11 protein-coding genes are annotated in these 15,554 nt (G+C 44.3%); 2 read left to right on the plus strand and 9 right to left on the minus strand.

Going from position 1 to position 15,554, the window contains the following annotated elements:
* Positions 1-403: 403 nt before the first annotated feature.
* Together QT984_RS05495 and QT984_RS05500 are read right to left on the minus strand one after the other, a co-directional pair.
* Positions 404-3,586 (minus strand): GAF domain-containing protein, encoded by a 3,183-nt coding sequence (locus QT984_RS05495; protein WP_333053501.1) that lies wholly within the window; start codon positions 3,584-3,586, stop codon positions 404-406.
* 135 nt (positions 3,587-3,721) lie between these two features.
* The gene (locus QT984_RS05500; protein WP_333053503.1) at positions 3,722-4,972 is read right to left on the minus strand and encodes a transposase; all 1,251 of its coding nucleotides are present in this window, start codon (positions 4,970-4,972) and stop codon (positions 3,722-3,724) included.
* 176 nt (positions 4,973-5,148) lie between these two features.
* Here QT984_RS05500 and QT984_RS05505 point away from each other — a divergent pair, with 176 nt between their 5' ends.
* The gene (locus tag QT984_RS05505; protein WP_333053505.1) at positions 5,149-5,340 is read left to right on the plus strand and encodes a hypothetical protein; all 192 of its coding nucleotides are present in this window, start codon (positions 5,149-5,151) and stop codon (positions 5,338-5,340) included.
* 382 nt (positions 5,341-5,722) lie between these two features.
* Here QT984_RS05505 and recN read toward each other — a convergent pair whose 3' ends face one another.
* The 3 genes from recN to ruvB all read right to left on the minus strand — a co-directional run bounded on the left by recN (position 5,723) and on the right by ruvB (position 9,448).
* Complete coding sequence (gene recN, locus QT984_RS05510; RefSeq protein ID WP_333373457.1) at positions 5,723-7,477, minus strand: DNA repair protein RecN; 1,755 nt, start codon at positions 7,475-7,477, stop codon at positions 5,723-5,725.
* 306 nt (positions 7,478-7,783) lie between these two features.
* Positions 7,784-8,347: a Uma2 family endonuclease gene (locus QT984_RS05515; protein ID WP_333053507.1), complete on the minus strand. Its 564-nt coding sequence runs from the start codon at positions 8,345-8,347 to the stop codon at positions 7,784-7,786.
* Between the two features lie 12 nt (positions 8,348-8,359).
* Complete coding sequence (gene ruvB / locus QT984_RS05520) at positions 8,360-9,448, minus strand: Holliday junction branch migration DNA helicase RuvB (RefSeq protein ID WP_333312904.1); 1,089 nt, start codon at positions 9,446-9,448, stop codon at positions 8,360-8,362.
* 71 nt (positions 9,449-9,519) lie between these two features.
* On the opposite strand from ruvB, the gene QT984_RS05525 reads away from it, so the two are divergent.
* Positions 9,520-10,059: a hypothetical protein gene (locus QT984_RS05525; protein WP_333053509.1), complete on the plus strand. Its 540-nt coding sequence runs from the start codon at positions 9,520-9,522 to the stop codon at positions 10,057-10,059.
* A 127-nt stretch (positions 10,060-10,186) separates the two neighbouring features.
* Here the strand turns inward: QT984_RS05525 and QT984_RS05530 are convergent, their stop codons facing one another.
* The 4 genes from QT984_RS05530 to QT984_RS05545 form a co-directional block, all read right to left on the minus strand.
* Entirely contained in the window at positions 10,187-10,357 is a 171-nt protein-coding gene (locus QT984_RS05530) for a hypothetical protein (protein WP_333373460.1), read from the minus strand.
* Between the two features lie 429 nt (positions 10,358-10,786).
* The gene (locus QT984_RS05535; RefSeq protein WP_333053510.1) at positions 10,787-13,360 is read right to left on the minus strand and encodes an ATP-grasp domain-containing protein; all 2,574 of its coding nucleotides are present in this window, start codon (positions 13,358-13,360) and stop codon (positions 10,787-10,789) included.
* A 115-nt stretch (positions 13,361-13,475) separates the two neighbouring features.
* Positions 13,476-13,976 (minus strand): aspartate 1-decarboxylase, encoded by a 501-nt coding sequence (gene panD / locus QT984_RS05540; protein ID WP_333053512.1) that lies wholly within the window; start codon positions 13,974-13,976, stop codon positions 13,476-13,478.
* 234 nt (positions 13,977-14,210) lie between these two features.
* On the minus strand, positions 14,211-15,416 hold the full coding sequence (locus tag QT984_RS05545) for a hypothetical protein (protein ID WP_333053513.1): 1,206 nt from the start codon (positions 15,414-15,416) through the stop codon (positions 14,211-14,213).
* Between the last annotated feature and the right edge of the window lie 138 nt (positions 15,417-15,554).

Raw genomic sequence — 15,554 nt, forward strand, 5'->3', positions numbered from 1 at the left:
CGAAGGAAGCTCTTTTTAGGAGCCACTAACGCTATTAAGACTTAGGCGGACGGGGTGATAAACCCGGTTTTTGAGCGGATGTTTCGTCGCCTTTCTCCAAGATTTTTCTCAGAAACCGGGTAACGCTGCCGCCAGTCATAACTATTTTTAAGCGCTTCAAATAATAGAAGTGCTAAGTTTGTTGCGGTAGGTAGTGCGAAGGAAACACGTAGGGCGAAACCCCCGCATCTCGCTTGCAAATTCAAATCCCGTTATATAACCATAATACCTGTTGGAGCTTATTTACAATTACCTCAATAGGATATTAAGGTTAATTGGTGGTGGGATGGGAGGCGCACCCCCGATCGCGATCGCCCCCGCCCCGAACCTTGACGCTACCGCCCGCATTTGCTGTGGGCTACTGCTATTTTTCTGTGAGATTCCACACACCATCCCAGTTGAGTACGTCTGAAAACCCATGTTGAAATAACATACAGCGATCGACGTGCAATTTAGCTGCCTTGTTTTTCGGGTCAACTTCCAGAACGGCGTTAAATTCGCGTTCAGCGTCTTTAAAGGCTTGCTTGGCTTTTGGTTCTAAGGCTTTCTTAAACTCGCTCAGCAGTTTTTTCACCCGATCGAGTCCCAGGTTTTCAAATTCCTCATCTAACATTTCTGCAACTGTCTCGCAGGCTCGACTTTTAATTTTCGCCTGCAATAGCTGCCTGATCTCTGCGGGTTTCAACCGCTTGATTTGGGGATTTGATGGTTCTAAGATGTCTGCTTCCAACAGCTTTTTGACTTCGCCTTCTTGCAAGTATTTAATATCGTCTGCTGATAGGGGCTTGATTTTTGCTTGCAGCAGCATTTTGGCTTCGTCTTCCGAGAGGTTTTTGATGCCTTCCAATTTCAGCAGTTGGATTTCTGGCTGCAACAGTACGATGAGTTTGTCTGCTTCGGACAGGTTTTTCGGGTCGTACTCTGACAGCTTTTTCAGTTGATATAACAGGTTTTTGAGTTCGTGTTCCAACTGTTGCTCTAAATTGTAGGAAAGTTTCTTAATCTCTGCCTCCGGCATTTCGGCGACATCCTTTAAGATGTTTTTCACCTCACTTTCTGAGAGTCTTTGGCTGACTGGAGATTTGTAATGTTCGCGCCCCTTCGTGTAATGTTCTATAATTTGTTGCTGTGTTTCGGTTAGTGACTTGCCCACTGGCGAGTATCCCTCGCGGATGCCGACGAGTTCGTAAACGATTACGGGTTCGCTTTTGCCTTTGACAGTAATAAAGTCGAGTTCTCGCACGTACAGCCGATCGGCATAATCTCTGTAAGTATTGTCGCTGATGATCAAGTCGGTGCCGTACTGCTTGCTAGCGCCTTCTAAGCGAGAGGCGAGGTTAACGCCGTCTCCGATCGAAGTCAATTCCATGCGTTTGCTACTACCGATGTTGCCGCTGACAACTTCATCGGAATGTACGCCCATACCAATGCCGATCGGCAGTTCGCCATGTGCCATACGATCTTGATTAAACTGGGCCAATTTTTCCCGCATTTTCACCGCCGTTTGCATCGCGCACCAAGCATGATCCTCTAGGGGCGCTGGAGAGCCAAAAACTGCCATCAGAGCGTCACCGATGTATTTGTCGAGAGTCCCACCGTACTCGAATACGACATCTACCATCACTTCAAAATATTTATTCAGCATCACTACCACTTCTTCGGCTTGCAATTTTTCCGTAAGTGTGGTATAGCTGCGAATATCTGAGAACAGCACCGAAACGTTTTTGCGCTTACCGCCCAATCCTGTATCGCCTGAAGCTAACAAAGCTTCGGCTACTTCTGGCGTCATGTAACGGTACATCAAGTTTTTGATTTGCTTGGCGCTGCTAATATCTTCCATGACGACTAACGCGCCGTTTACCTTGTTGGGGTCGGTAGCGTCAGTCATTGAATTAATCGAGAGATTGATACTCTGCCCCTCTCCTTCCAAAGTAAGCAAAACTTGATCGGGGTAATACTGCTGGCGATCCTTATCGTCTTCGGGAGACAAAGACGCATCAAACCATTTGGCAAAATCGCCTTTTTCTAACTTAATTAACTCGCGCAAAGATTGACCTTCGCCTAATTCTGCATCGCTGACACCCAGTAAGTTTTTGGCACTGGGATTTGTCGCTACTATATTGCCTTTTTTATCTGTAGAAATCACGCCGTTAGTCAAGGCGTGCAGCATATCTTTTTGTCTTTGTTCTTGCTGTTTGACTTCGGCAAACAGTTTGGCGTTTTGCAGCGCGACTCCTGCTTGGATGTTAAACGCCTTCATAAATTCCATGTCGTTGCGATTGAAACTCGCTTTCCACTGTTCCGGGGCATGAGGCCAATCTTCCGGGTTGTAGGGGGGGAATTCTCCTTGTCGTTTTTTATTAACTAATTGGGTGACGCCAATCAATTTTTTGTCCGAGTTAAAGACTGGCATACAAAGCATACTGCAAGTGCGGTAGCCCGACTTTTGATCTACTTCTTTGGAAGTGGCGGCGCGGGGGTCGTCGTACACGTCAAAGGGAATCAGCAGCGGTTCGCTAGATTGGGCGACGATGCCTGCAAAACCGGCGGTTCTGGGTATGCGAATTTCTTTAAGGTTGCCCCCCATCGGGATTTTAGTCCACAGTTCGTCTTTCTCTTCGTCGATCAGCCACAGGGTGCTGCGATCGGCATTCATGAGTTCTTGGGCTTGATCCATCACCCTTTTTAGGGTATCTTCTAAGTCTAAACTGCTCTGAGAAAGAGCGTTGACGGCATTCATCAGCGCCGTTGCTGCTCGTTGTCTCTGAGTTGCTGCGTAGAAAGATTTGGAAGATTCTAGAATTAGGCGAATCGAGGGAGCAAATTCTTTAAAAACTTGTTCGTCTTCTTTAGTAAATCCGTGCCTATCGATTTGTTCGTCTAAAGTCGGGTATTTTTCGTGATTTGGTCTTAGTTTATTAATCAGTTGAACAACTGCTACTAACTCTTTTGTATCTTCATTAATCAGGGGCATTGCCAGCATTGTATAAGTGCGGTAGCCCGTTTTTTCATCAGTTTTTTTGGCGTTAGCCGATCGTTCGTCGTTGTAAAAATCGTAAGGGATATTAACCACTTTTTGGAACGTGGCTACTTCTCCTGCAATGCCCACGTGGGCCGGAACTCGGATTTCTAGGTTTTTGCCATTTTCGTCTTTAGCGACGATCGCCCAGAGTTCATTTTTTTCGTCGTCTAATAAAAATATCGTGCTGCGATCGGCATTCAGCAATTCCCCTGTTTTGAGGGTAATCGACTGCAACATCTCGTTGAGGATGGCATCAAATCCCTCGCTCTCCAGGATATTGTCGAGCATTCCCAGGGTTTGATTGACAACCTTAAGTTTGTCTTCTACTTCCTTAACTACTACTGTGAAACTTTGCTTATTTAGAAGGTCAAGAATGCCAGAGAGGTTTCCTTGGCGCGGGATAATTGCACTGCTCCTAATTTCCGGGGGAGAATAATGTTCCTGATGATGATTTTCACCGCCGACAACAGCGACATCAATCACGTTGTCCAGAGAAGAGTAATTGGTGGAAGATGCAGATTTCATAGACCTTTACAGAAGCTTAAGTGTAAGGGTTAGTCTCTAAGCGAAGAGAGCCGGGAAGTTGATTAGTGAGTCACCTGTCGCACAAGACTCAAGTATGTTTGATACTCCCCACTGATGAATCAGGGGGATTCTTGACTAAGACCATAAAGGGACTTTCAAAGGCGTTATCAATGCGCCTCTACTGACTTCTTTGAGACAAAGCCCCAAAGTTGCCGCTACTTTTCTACCGATATTGCCTGCCCCATTGCAATCAGCATTAATCAACAAACCTTCAAGAGTACGGTACAATCCGCGCTTAATTCTTTGACCGCAAGGTTGCCACCCTTCTGGTTTTTCGCAGAATTTAGGTAGCAAATCAAGATCGATAAAGGAAGCCTTCGACGTATACGACTCTTCGGTTTCCACAAACCGAATCCCGTACTGCTCGCATAACTGAGCAATACGGGATTTTAGCCTGCCCGTTGGAATCTGAACAAAATTTTGATTAGTTTTATTTCCTAAACTAATACCATTTTTCATGACAGCATTCCAGCCGAATACTACAGTACCAATTTTATTGAGCAAGCAATGATTTATTACTTTTCGAGCTGCTTTGTTGACAGCATCCCGCATGGTGCGATTGCGATTCTCAGTTAAACCCTCCAATCGTTTTGACCAGTAACCATTCGCTTTCCCTGACATCAAAAACGCAACACGCTTGTTATATCCTTGATTGATGGACTTCAGATGTCGTCCGTCAATTATTAAGCTAGTCCCCACATTGCTGATACAAGTCAACCAATTGTTCATCCCGTGGTCGATCATCAAGACCTTGGATTGGTCTACCTCTACTTGGACATCTTTCAGTTTGTAAATCAACTCTAAATAGAAGGCACCGTTTCGAGGTAGAATCCTATATTCTCTGATTGCTTTGTAGTCGAGATTGGTAGGCCGAGGAAGATAGAAAGCATCCAAGCCGAACCAAGTTTTAACCTTGCTGCCCAATGGGAATCTCAGTAGTCCATCCTTAAGCCGGACAGAGCGACCTGTATAAGTCACTAAAGCTAGACCGCCTTGTCGATAATTCGGTAATCTAGGTCTTTGGGTTACAGTGCCTTTGCCAATTCCTCTCAGTAGTCCAATGTAGGATTTAAAAGACTCAGCGACGGTAGTTAAAATCTGTTGCGCGGTATCCGAATAAAATGCTTTGTAATGCAAGTTCTGGTTTTCTGTACCAAGCACTTTGTGCAACTGGGCCCTACTCGGTATCTTGCCTGTCTTGAAGTACATTTGGCGAGCATAATATATTCCGCAGTTCGTCAACTTTGACGACTCGCTACAAAGGAATTCTAGAATTGCTTTTAAGTCTGTATTGGGACTTATTAGATTTTGTTGGCATCCAAACATATTCTCTTTCCTCCTTGTTAAATTATACTATCATAGTAGGATTTCATCCTGTCAAAAATAAACACTATAATTCTGTTTATGTTCATGATTTGACCCCTGCTGTAGATCGATCTACAGCAGGGGTCAAATCTGTCGTAGCCTATCTTCTGCTATGAAGGAATTAATTGAGGATAAAGATGTTAGGCGACGGTCGTCGCTGCCGCTTTCCTCCCCATGTCGGTAGCCCGGGGCTTCTCGCTCGTTTTTTGGTGAAAGTATTTCCCAGTTTACAGAACTCCGGCCACAAGGCAATGGCAATTCAGTTGGCCTTGCTGCCCAAGGGAGGGTGGGAGAGTAACGAGGCGGTGGGAGTGCTGCAATCTTTTTAGAGATCGCGAATCTTGTTTAAAGGGTTTATTAACTGATTTTGACATTGTGCGTACCTGGTTTAACTATGTTCTGCCGAGCTTTGAGCCGATCGCCCCCAGTAACATGAATGCGTACTGGCGGGAGGACTGCTGAAAGAGGGGTGGCCTTGTGGGACTAGCCGCAATTGTGACACTACCAGTTGCTAGTGATGTGTGCCCTTCTCTACACAATTGTGGTTTTTAACTAGAATTTCTCTCTATTTTGCTGCTCTTAGCTTTCATCCCACTAAATTCACGGGGTTTTCAGCTTTTTTTTGTAAAATTTGCGGTTGACATTTTTAGTGTAACCTCCGACTCGGAAAAAACTCCGCCTTTTAACCCCCCGATCGGCTCAAGTGTGTCATCAGGGTTTGGCGGACTGAGTTTGGCGCAATCCGGCGGCTTCGACAAGCAGGGATTCAGCGAAGGCGATAGCTTCTGTTGCTGACCGGCCACTGGCGAGTTGGGCGAGTTCTTCCCGCCGCTGCTCACTGTTGAGGGCGGCAACTCTGACTACTGTACGTTCGACTGGTTCGGAGTTGGCTGCGGGTTCCTCGATACTTGGTTCTGCTTCGATCGTCTGTTTGTTGACGCGAAAATGACAATCAGCCATGGCGGCGATCAGCGGCTGGTGGGTGACGCAGAGAACTTGGTGTTTGTCGGAGAGTTGGTAGAGTTTTTTGGCGATCGCCCCAGCGACTCTCCCGGAGACTCCAGCGTCGATTTCGTCAAAAATCAGCGTACCGGCGCTTTCAATTTGGGAAAAACAGGCTTTGATGGCTAGCAGAAAGCGGCTCATTTCTCCCCCGGAGGCGATCGCGCCCAGAGGTTGCAATGGTTCGCCCGGATTCGGGCTGAAACAAAAGGCGATTTGGTCGGCACCGGTAGCGGTTGGGGTACAAGGCGATATCTCGACTTGAAATTGCACTTTTTCCATTGCTAAGGGCTTAAGTTCTCCTACGAGGTGCGTTTCTAGTTTGAGGGCTGCTTCGCGCCGCAGGGTGGTGAGGTGGCTGCAAGCGTCTTTTAATTGCTCTAAAGCGGCCTCATATGCGAGTTCTAAGGCTTCCATTGACTCGCCTCCTTCTAAAAGTTCATTTAGTTCGTTTTGGATGCTTTGATAGTAGGCGATCGCTTCTTTGAGCGGCCCGTATTTGCGACAAATTTGTTTGAGTTCGCGAATCCGATCTTCTACTTCTTCGAGTCTTTCGGGATCTGCTTCTAATTGTTCGCCGTAGCTGCTAATTTGCCGGCTGGCTTCTGTGGCTTGAGCTAAAGCATCGCTGACCATTTCTAGGATTGGTTGCAACTGCACATCGTAAACCGCCATGTCGCTTAAAATTCCTTCGGCTTTGCTCAACAAGTCGGCGGCTGATGCGCTGTCGCCCTCGTTTTGGTACAGGGCTTGGTGGACTTGGTAACTCTGCTGCTGCAATTCGACGACGTGGCTCAGCCGGATTGATTCGTGTTCTAGCTGTTCGAGTTCGTCTGCGTCTTCGATATGGGCTTCACCGAGTTCTCGGACTTGGTATTCTAACAAATCAAGTCTTTGCAGTCGCTGCTGTTCCGACTGACGCCTGCGTTTGAGGGCGGTTTTGGCGTTGTTGGCTCCCAGCCACGCGGCGGCGATGATCGATCGAGCTTCCGTAAGCTTTTTGCCGCCGTATAAATCGAGCCATTCTCGCTGGAGGGTTTCTTGTCCGAGGTGGACGGTTTGGCCTTGGGCGGTAATTTCGACCAGCCGATCGCGCAGTTGATCCATTAACTGGCGGTTGACGAGAATTCCGTTCAAGCGCGATCTCGTGCGTAGAGCACCGCTAGAGGCGTTAATTTCCCGGCTGCAAACGGCTAAATTTCCGTCTATGGGTTCGATTTCTTGCTCGCCCAGCCACATTGCGGAAGCTTTGTCCAATTCAAAGGTAGCTTCCAATATTGCCCGCGTTGCTCCGGTGCGAATCGATCGGCGATCGACTTTCCCGCCCAACACTGCATCGATCGCATCTAAGATAATCGATTTACCAGCGCCGGTTTCCCCTGTAAATACGTTCAAACTCGGGCCAAATTCTAGATCCAGGCAGTCAATTAAGGCAAAGTTTTCTATTCTGAGGTATAGCAACATGAGGAATGGGGAATGGGGAATGGGGAATGGGGAATTGTTAATTGGGAATTTGTAATTGGGAATTGGTAAGTGGGAATTGGTAAGTGGGAATGCGTAATTGGTAATTGGTAAGTGGGAATGCGTAATTGGTAATTGGTAATTGGTAATTGGTAAGTGGGAATGCGTAATTGGTAATTGGTAATTGGTAATTGGTAATTGGTAATTGGAGGCAGAGCCTGGAAAATTATTGGTGCCCAATAACAAATAACAAATAACAAATAACAAATAACAAATAACAAATAACAAATAACAAATAACAACTGACTTCTATAGTTTCAACCACCCAAACAAATCTCCTACCGTCAGCCGCAATTCTGCTGCCCAATCTGGAACCGGCAACAATTCTTCTGGTTTTGCTAAAAGTTCCGGTTGCTTTCCAGGGGGATAAATTAAGATCGAGCGCACCATCGGATCGATCAACCAACCCATTTTAGTGCCGTTTTTCAAACAGTGTAAAATATTCCCAGTTACTTTAGTTTGACTCTGGCCGGGAGACAGAATTTCAATTGTCCAATCTGGGTAAGTTTCAAATACATTAGCAACATCCCCATTTTCATCAACTGGTATTCTGTTCCAAGTAAATACTGTGACATCTGGCACAATTGATCTGCCGCCAAAAGTACACCGCAATTCAGGAAAAGCTAAGGCAATTTTCTGATTTTTAACGGCGACATTAATGGCTGCGACTAATTCACCTTGAAGCCGGCTGTGTTTTCCTTGTGGCATAGGTTTTTGGATGATTTGACCGTTGATATATTCGCTAGCTGGTTCGGTTTCTGGCAGTTTTAGAAACTCGGACAAAGTTAGTTTTTTTGTTTGTGTTTGTACCATTTTCTACTCCTTCTATTCGATAAAACCCAAGTGTTTTCTAGCAGCAACCGTTACCATTCTGCCCCGATTTGTCCGCTGCAAAAATCCGATTTGCATTAAGTACGGTTCGTATACATCCTCAATGGTTTGAGTATCTTCTCCTGTAGAAGCTGCGAGGGTTTCTAAGCCCACTGGGCCGCCGTTAAAGTTCTCAATCATTGCTGTCAAAATGCGCCGATCTGTCCAATCCAAACCTAGCGGATCGACGTTGAACAATTCGAGGGCGAGTGAGGCAACTTCGGCATCAATTGGCTTTAAATTTTTGACTTCGCTGTAGTCCCTAACTCGTCGCAGCAAGCGGTTAGCTATCCGGGGGGTTCCGCGAGCTCGGCGGGCAATTTCTGTGGCTCCTTCTGGGGTGATTTGAGTGTCGAGAACTTGGGCGGTTCTTTGGACAATTAGACTAAGTTCGTCTATTTCGTAGTAGCGTAATCTTTGGATCAAGCCGAAGCGATCGCGCAATGGAGATGTCAGCGATCCGACTTTTGTGGTTGCTCCTACTAAGGTAAATGGTTTCAGGGGAATGCTGCGAATTTTGGCGCTTTTGCCTTGCCCGATCGTAATATCTAACCGACAGTCTTCCATCGCCGGATAGAGGATTTCTTCTGTAACTTTAGATAAGCGGTGAATTTCGTCGATAAACAGCACGTCGCCTGCTTTGAGGTTGATCAGCAATCCGACAATATCTCGCGGTTTTTCTAGCGCTGGGGCGGTGGTGATTTTGCATTCCACTTCCATTTCTGCTGCTAGAATTAGCGACATTGTGGTTTTTCCCAACCCTGGCGGCCCGTAGAGTAACAGGTGATCCATAGGTTCGCCGCGAGATTTGGCTGCTGCAATTGCGATCGCCAAAACTTCTCTTAAGTCTTTTTGCCCGATGTATTCAGCTAGCCGTTGGGGTCGGATTTTGTCGTCTTGTTTGCTGTTAATTTCGTCTGGTAGTTCTTGCGATTCTAGCAATGATTCCGCCTGGGGTTTGGCGGCTTTTTTGCGACGGGCTGGGGCTATGTCTTCGGGTAGATTTGGGTCGGGGGGCTGTTGTTTGGAGGAGATAATAGCCATATTTATTTGCGATCGAGCAGCGGGAAGTGTTTACAATTGTTAGCAGAATCTTTAAAATTATTGAGTTCGTTATGAGTATTCCATCTTCTTTATTAGCATCGGAAAGCATAACTTTTGAGGGGGCGATCGAGCTGACTCAATCTTTACTGTCGTTCATGGAGGCCGATCGACTTTTACAAGCCGACATCCAGCAAGCTGTTACATCTCTGGTGAAAACACAGAACGGTGCTAGGGGGTTTTTTGTCACCTATCTAACGGATGATGGACAGGAGGCAGATCACCCGTCACCCGGAGTAGTCGAGGCGCTGCGATCGGCTCCTGAGATCGTAGCAGAACTGCTGGTGAAAAATTTGGCGATGTCGGCGGCAATGGTTGTACATCATTCGCGCCAGCAAAAGGAGGAAATGGCGGCCGATTCTGCTAGAGTGCAGGAGCGATCGCGCAATTTAATTCAAATCCTGCAAATGCCCGCCTGTCAAACTATAGCGTCGCAAATGCTAGAAAGTTTGCACAGTGCCAACGGCGAGTATGAAAAATTTTTCCAGCGGTGGGGCTACGACGACGAGCAAAAACGGGCGATCGGTTCGGCAGTGCGGGGTGCGATCGGCTAAAATAACATCCAAAGGAAGGCGGGCGTTGCTTCATCAGGGTATGAAAAAAATCACTTTAAAATCCAAAAGCTTTGTGGATACTGGTTTCTATGAGGGGCATATTTAACGTTTCATATCATACCGTAAATCAGCAACGCCCGATGACTTTCAAGCTGCACGCTTCGGCAATGCGACAGGCGGTGTACAGACAAACTCCGAAGAGAACGCGGTCGCGGTCGAAGAGCAAACCTTCATTTAACAACAGTTCGATTTCCTGTTGCGTAAGGATTTTGGCTTGTCCGTGTCCCTCTATTTTCACATTGGTGACAAGTTAAGACTTAATTGCATTTGTCAATCAGTAATATTACTCAAAAAAACTGCTTTTTTAGGAGTGGAAAATTTACGATTTGAGAGGGAGTAGGTATAAATATTACCCTCGGCACGATCGCACGATCGCCCAAATCTCAGTTTTGGGCCCAAAATCCGAGTAAATGTTGAGCATAATTGCTGATTGACAAATGCTTTCTTAGGTTAACTTGTTACCAATGGGTTTCAATGTGAGCGCTAAGCAGTCGAAAATCCTGTAGCTCTTGCTCTGGCGAGCGTAGCTATGGTCTTTATCAGAAACACCATTGACAGAGTGTAATGTACCTGCCATCATCGTTGGCTGTCTCATTTGTCCGATTTCCTTGCTTCTCGAAACTGGCAAGTAAATAGATTCCTAGCTCATAGTTGTAGAGCCAATAATTTAGTTTTCACAAATGAATCTATATTCTTCCCTTGTTAGAGAATGCTCCTCTAAGAACCTCTTCATTTTCTGCTTTCCCTCTGCAATATTTTGGGAACAAATCGCTACAGAAGCATAGGGAACTTCATATTTTTCTTCAGCGAGTATTTCGTTCTCTAGAACAATTACATAGAAATCTGACTCGGATGACAACTCTTTCAGTTTTGCTGCATCTATCGTATGCTTATGCAATGAGGCGTAACAGAGAAAGCCATTGTGGTATATACGGGGTAAGCTGTTTTTATTAACAAACGGTTTGATACCGCAAGCAATCAGGTAGGAATACAGGATAAGGTTAATATCCCATACATTAAATACCCATTTAGGAAAATAAAAACCAGCCATCCTCGCATTGATTTCTAAAATTTTGACTCCCAGCGGTGTGTAGATTGCCTCTACGTTAAAAACACCCTGTTTTAAACCAACGTTGTGGCAGGCTTTCCAGGCAGCATGAATCAAATTCTCTTGCTTTTCTTTGTCCAGTAAACTAGGCATAATAGCTGTCATTTCCTTACAGAGAGTAGGCAAAGTAGGGCCATTGTCAGTTACATAACCAGCTATCAACTCACCATCAAACATGATTATGTCAACATCATGTTCAGAGCCTTGCAGGTAAGGCGTGACAAATATTTGATACTTAAAACTTAACCCAGCACCATACTGTGTGGCGGTTTGAATATAGCTTTTATAGTCTTCAAACTTAGCTAATAATTCTTCTTCTGTTTGAATTATCTCTACACCAAAGGAAGCACTTCCAGTATCTAACTTAATTACTAAAGGATAGTAATGTGGCGGAATATTCTGGACATCGGCTACATTATTTAAGACCCAAAAATCTACGCCATTGGAAAATCCCCTGCATTCAAAAAATAATTTATTGGACTCATCAGCTAGGATTTTTTTATGAGTCAATAATTTGCTTTTAGCAATGCTTGCACTTTGATAATCGTTGGTTGGTTTACCTAAAAAGCTAGCGACTAAAGAGGACAAAGGTACATTATCTTCCCAAAACGTAACTACGCCGTCCACGCTGATGCAATGATTGCGGACAACTTCCACAATTGCTAGGGCATTTTCAATATCTTTGGTATGGTCGTCAATGTCAATATTGAAAAACTGGCTGCTGTAACTGGCAGCGAAATGTTGAGAATCGCTATCAATTAAAATAATATTGATACCTACTTGATTGGCAAATTCAAAAATATTCAGCTTTGAGTAGCCTCCACCTCCAATCATTAATATATTTTTGCCTTTCAGCAGATATTGATAGGAGCGGTACAACATCGTTTCCACCCATTTATCAAGGATGTCAGTCCTGTTGGGAAAATGTTGCACTTCGTATTGCTGCAAGGTGCTAATACAATCGTGATCGTTGACTTCAATTAGAAACGGTTCTAATTGACCTTTGTGATTTTTCAAAACAACATCTAAACCAATAAAATCTGTTTGTTTGTTTTGGGGTACATGGGTTAAATATTGCGTTTCGTAAACAATAATAGACTCTAGTACCGCTTCACCTAATCGGTTAATTTTATCAACAAGCTGATTCTTTTCCTCGTTAGTCAACTGGAGCAAGTTACACACATAGTCGATTGAAAAACTCTCGGAAGTATCTCCATTAATGGGTTGGTCAATATAACCTAGATTACAGATAATTCCAGATGTTTCAACAACATTATTGGGGCGGCGAGTTACAAACACCCTCAGCCTCGCACCCAGCTTACAATTATCAGTAATGCTTGAATCGATAAATTTCTCCACAAGCAGACAATCATTGTCCTGAAGTGAATCCAAACATTTCTTAAAGTTTTCAACAGCCCTATCCAGATTATCTTTTGACTCAATAGTGCAGAGTCTGCTTCCCATCCACCTTACTCCAGAAGGCTTAATCACAAATTGAGACGCCGGAAATACCGTCAGATATTCTTGGATTTCATCATTAGAAAGATTTCTAGATAGGGAAATCAATTGAACTTTTGGAGTGACGGGATGATGGCTATATTTTTCTAAAGAAAAGCCAAAAACCATCGTTTGGGGTACATTTACATTTCTTGCAGCAGCAAGTAAGCGGGTATGCAGTTTGTCATTGGTATATTGTTCCAGTTCTATACCACTTGACATCGGGCAGTCCGTCAGTCCTTCATAGAACTGAAATTTATTAGCCTTCTCTTGGTGAACTGGTTCATAAAAACTGAAAGCTGCTTCGGTACAAAAGTTACATAAAAAAGTTATCCTCTGAGGACTTTTGAATTTGGTGTGAAAACATTGACCAAATTCGTTCATTGTAATCCCTTCAAAGAGGTACAATACAGATTTATCACCTTCTTGAACAACTTTTACCCAAGTCGGTTCAGTTACGATAAAAGCACTTTCAGGTAAAATTCTACTTGCAGCCAGCAGTAATGTAAGTCTTTCGTCCGCTAAAGTAAAGAAAACAATACAGGGTTTGCTTTCGTCTGATTCTAGTTCTGCCAGAGCTTCCTTAATTGGCTTAAGCTTATAAGCTTGGAGAACTGAGTTGAGTGTCTCAAACATATTTAACTATACTTTTATGAAGTGGCTGTTAGCTAATCAAACCGAGGAATTATTGGGAATTTTAAAAAGCTTGTTAAAACTCCCTAGATTATTCCAGATTCCAGAGTTGCTAATTCTATTGTTTCGGACTGCCGATGCTATTCTCAAAGCAGTTCTTCAAATCAAAGCTGGCGCTTTCACTATCACTCTTAACTGTAAGGGCTTGCGAAGGGTCGAATAGGAGTTTGTTATCGCTAGGGGTTAAGGTTTGGTGGAAAAATTCTTTACAGCTATTTTGCTCATCTGCAACAATAACTCGCGCTGTATGCCCTGTGCGTAAAACATCAGTGCGATCGCACCACTCATAGGAGAATATAATTAGGATGTCTCCAGGCTGGCACAAAAGCGCTCCCCCACCATTGGGACAGACGCAGCCTGTTCCTGCCTCTCCTGGCAGAGCATAAGTTGACCAACGGTTGCCGTTGCTGATGTTGACTATCTCCACTTCTTCGAGGGGCAGTATTCCGACTTTTTCCAATAATTCTTGGTCAATGGTGATACTGCCCACATAATCGCGCTTGGCATCGGTCACACGTACCCGATGAAGTTTAGCGTGCATCAGTCTGATTGTAGCCATATTAATCCTTTTAGTGGTTATCTTCTCTTATCTGAAATGTGATCGCACTGATTGAACGTTTGGGTGGATACTGGGTTGCTATCAAATGCGAAAATTGGAGAGAAGCAAGACTCACAGTAGACTTGCTTTAGGCTCTCCCGTACTTGTGGTGATAACGCAAGCTTATAATCTAGCTGCATCAAGGTTTTTAGCCTTCATTGCCCAGATAGAATGTATCACCCGCTACTTCTTCCCTCAAATCCGGGATAGCCAATCTGTCAATTGTTCGACCGCATGTTCGATTGTAAGACTTCGAGAAACAGAGTTATAAGGAGCATAGTAGATATGTCCAACAGCCATCCAGTAAAGGGCACCCTTGCGAAGGCTATTGTTTACACCTGTCTCAAACCTTGCATTGATGGCGATTCTCTCCAAGTTCATCTTTTGTAATCCATTACAACGAATCGCTAAATTACTCCAGAACAAATTTGCATCAGATGAAAATGTTTTTAACACTCCCGTTACCTTAAGAATGTCAGTAAGCACTCTCACTACACTTTCAGCTATGCTTAGTTCAGAACTAGCAACGCTTTTTTCTCTTTGAAAGCTCTCCATTTCCTGGTTTAGTTTATTTTGGTTTTCTCTGATTTCCCTAAGATGTCTTTCACGAGCTTCCACTGCCTTTTTGTAATCCTTATCTGCTTCAACTTCCCACGGAATCATAGAAGTGAAAAAATTTCTATGATCAGCAGGCTGCTTTGCTTCTTCTTCCTTTTCCGCCTTCCTGAGTTCATCAAAACGTTCTTGCATACCCTGAATCTTTGCTATCTGAGCAGCAATCTGTTTGTCAAGTTTCTCTTTCTCCGACGATGTTTTTGTGAGTTCACTAGAAGTTGTGAGCAAAGCTCCTCTAATTGCATTTATTACGGTCTCTATTTGTGACAAACAATTACTGGACTTTACCGAAAATTGCTTTGCAACCTCTTCGCATTTTGCAATCTCGTCAAGAGTAACCTGAATTTGTCTCTTTTGTTCTTCAAATGTGCTCTTCTTTAGGGCCTCTTGAAACAACGTCAAAGCATTTGAATGGTAGGAAACACAATCAAGAGAAGCTGTAGCAAAATAGGGAAGATCACTCACAATTACCTCCGCCAACCTGACAAGCTTTGTACTAACATCCTCAATGGTCGAGTTCATTGTCACACTCTCTTCGCGAATGGCGCTTATTAGGTCAAACAGGCTGATTGAAACCTTAAGCGACGAGATGTATTTAGTAAAATCGATAGTGAACATCGTATCTGCTACCTGGACTACCCGCTCTTTTAATAACGGATTTTCATCCAAAGTCTTCTCCAAGGTAGATCCTGTCTTGTCCTTTCCGATATTGGCAAGTACCGTATCAGTCAACTCACTATATTGCACAATATCTGAAGAAATTGGTTCACTCGCTCCACTCAACATAAAATACTCCTATGCTCAATAAAGTTCAACAAAAATGAAGCGAGGAGCTAAACCCCTAACCCACTTTGTCTAGGAAAACAGTAATTGACCTTATGCATTTGCATAGTCAGTAAGGGAAACTAAATAGGCGTTGCTCGG

The organism is Microcoleus sp. Z1_B2, from assembly GCF_036700325.1.
In the GTDB taxonomy this organism is placed as follows: Bacteria; Cyanobacteriota; Cyanobacteriia; order Cyanobacteriales; family Microcoleaceae; genus Microcoleus.

Coding starts and splice junctions, on each gene's coding strand:
- QT984_RS05495 (WP_333053501.1), bottom strand. CDS start 3,586: ATGAAATCTGCATCTTCCACCAATTACTCTTCTCTGGACAACGTGATT.
- QT984_RS05500 (WP_333053503.1), bottom strand. CDS start 4,972: ATGTTTGGATGCCAACAAAATCTAATAAGTCCCAATACAGACTTAAAA.
- QT984_RS05505 (WP_333053505.1), top strand. CDS start 5,149: ATGTTAGGCGACGGTCGTCGCTGCCGCTTTCCTCCCCATGTCGGTAGC.
- recN (WP_333373457.1), bottom strand. CDS start 7,477: ATGTTGCTATACCTCAGAATAGAAAACTTTGCCTTAATTGACTGCCTG.
- QT984_RS05515 (WP_333053507.1), bottom strand. CDS start 8,347: ATGGTACAAACACAAACAAAAAAACTAACTTTGTCCGAGTTTCTAAAA.
- ruvB (WP_333312904.1), bottom strand. CDS start 9,448: ATGGCTATTATCTCCTCCAAACAACAGCCCCCCGACCCAAATCTACCC.
- QT984_RS05525 (WP_333053509.1), top strand. CDS start 9,520: ATGAGTATTCCATCTTCTTTATTAGCATCGGAAAGCATAACTTTTGAG.
- QT984_RS05535 (WP_333053510.1), bottom strand. CDS start 13,360: ATGTTTGAGACACTCAACTCAGTTCTCCAAGCTTATAAGCTTAAGCCA.
- panD (WP_333053512.1), bottom strand. CDS start 13,976: ATGGCTACAATCAGACTGATGCACGCTAAACTTCATCGGGTACGTGTG.
- QT984_RS05545 (WP_333053513.1), bottom strand. CDS start 15,416: ATGTTGAGTGGAGCGAGTGAACCAATTTCTTCAGATATTGTGCAATAT.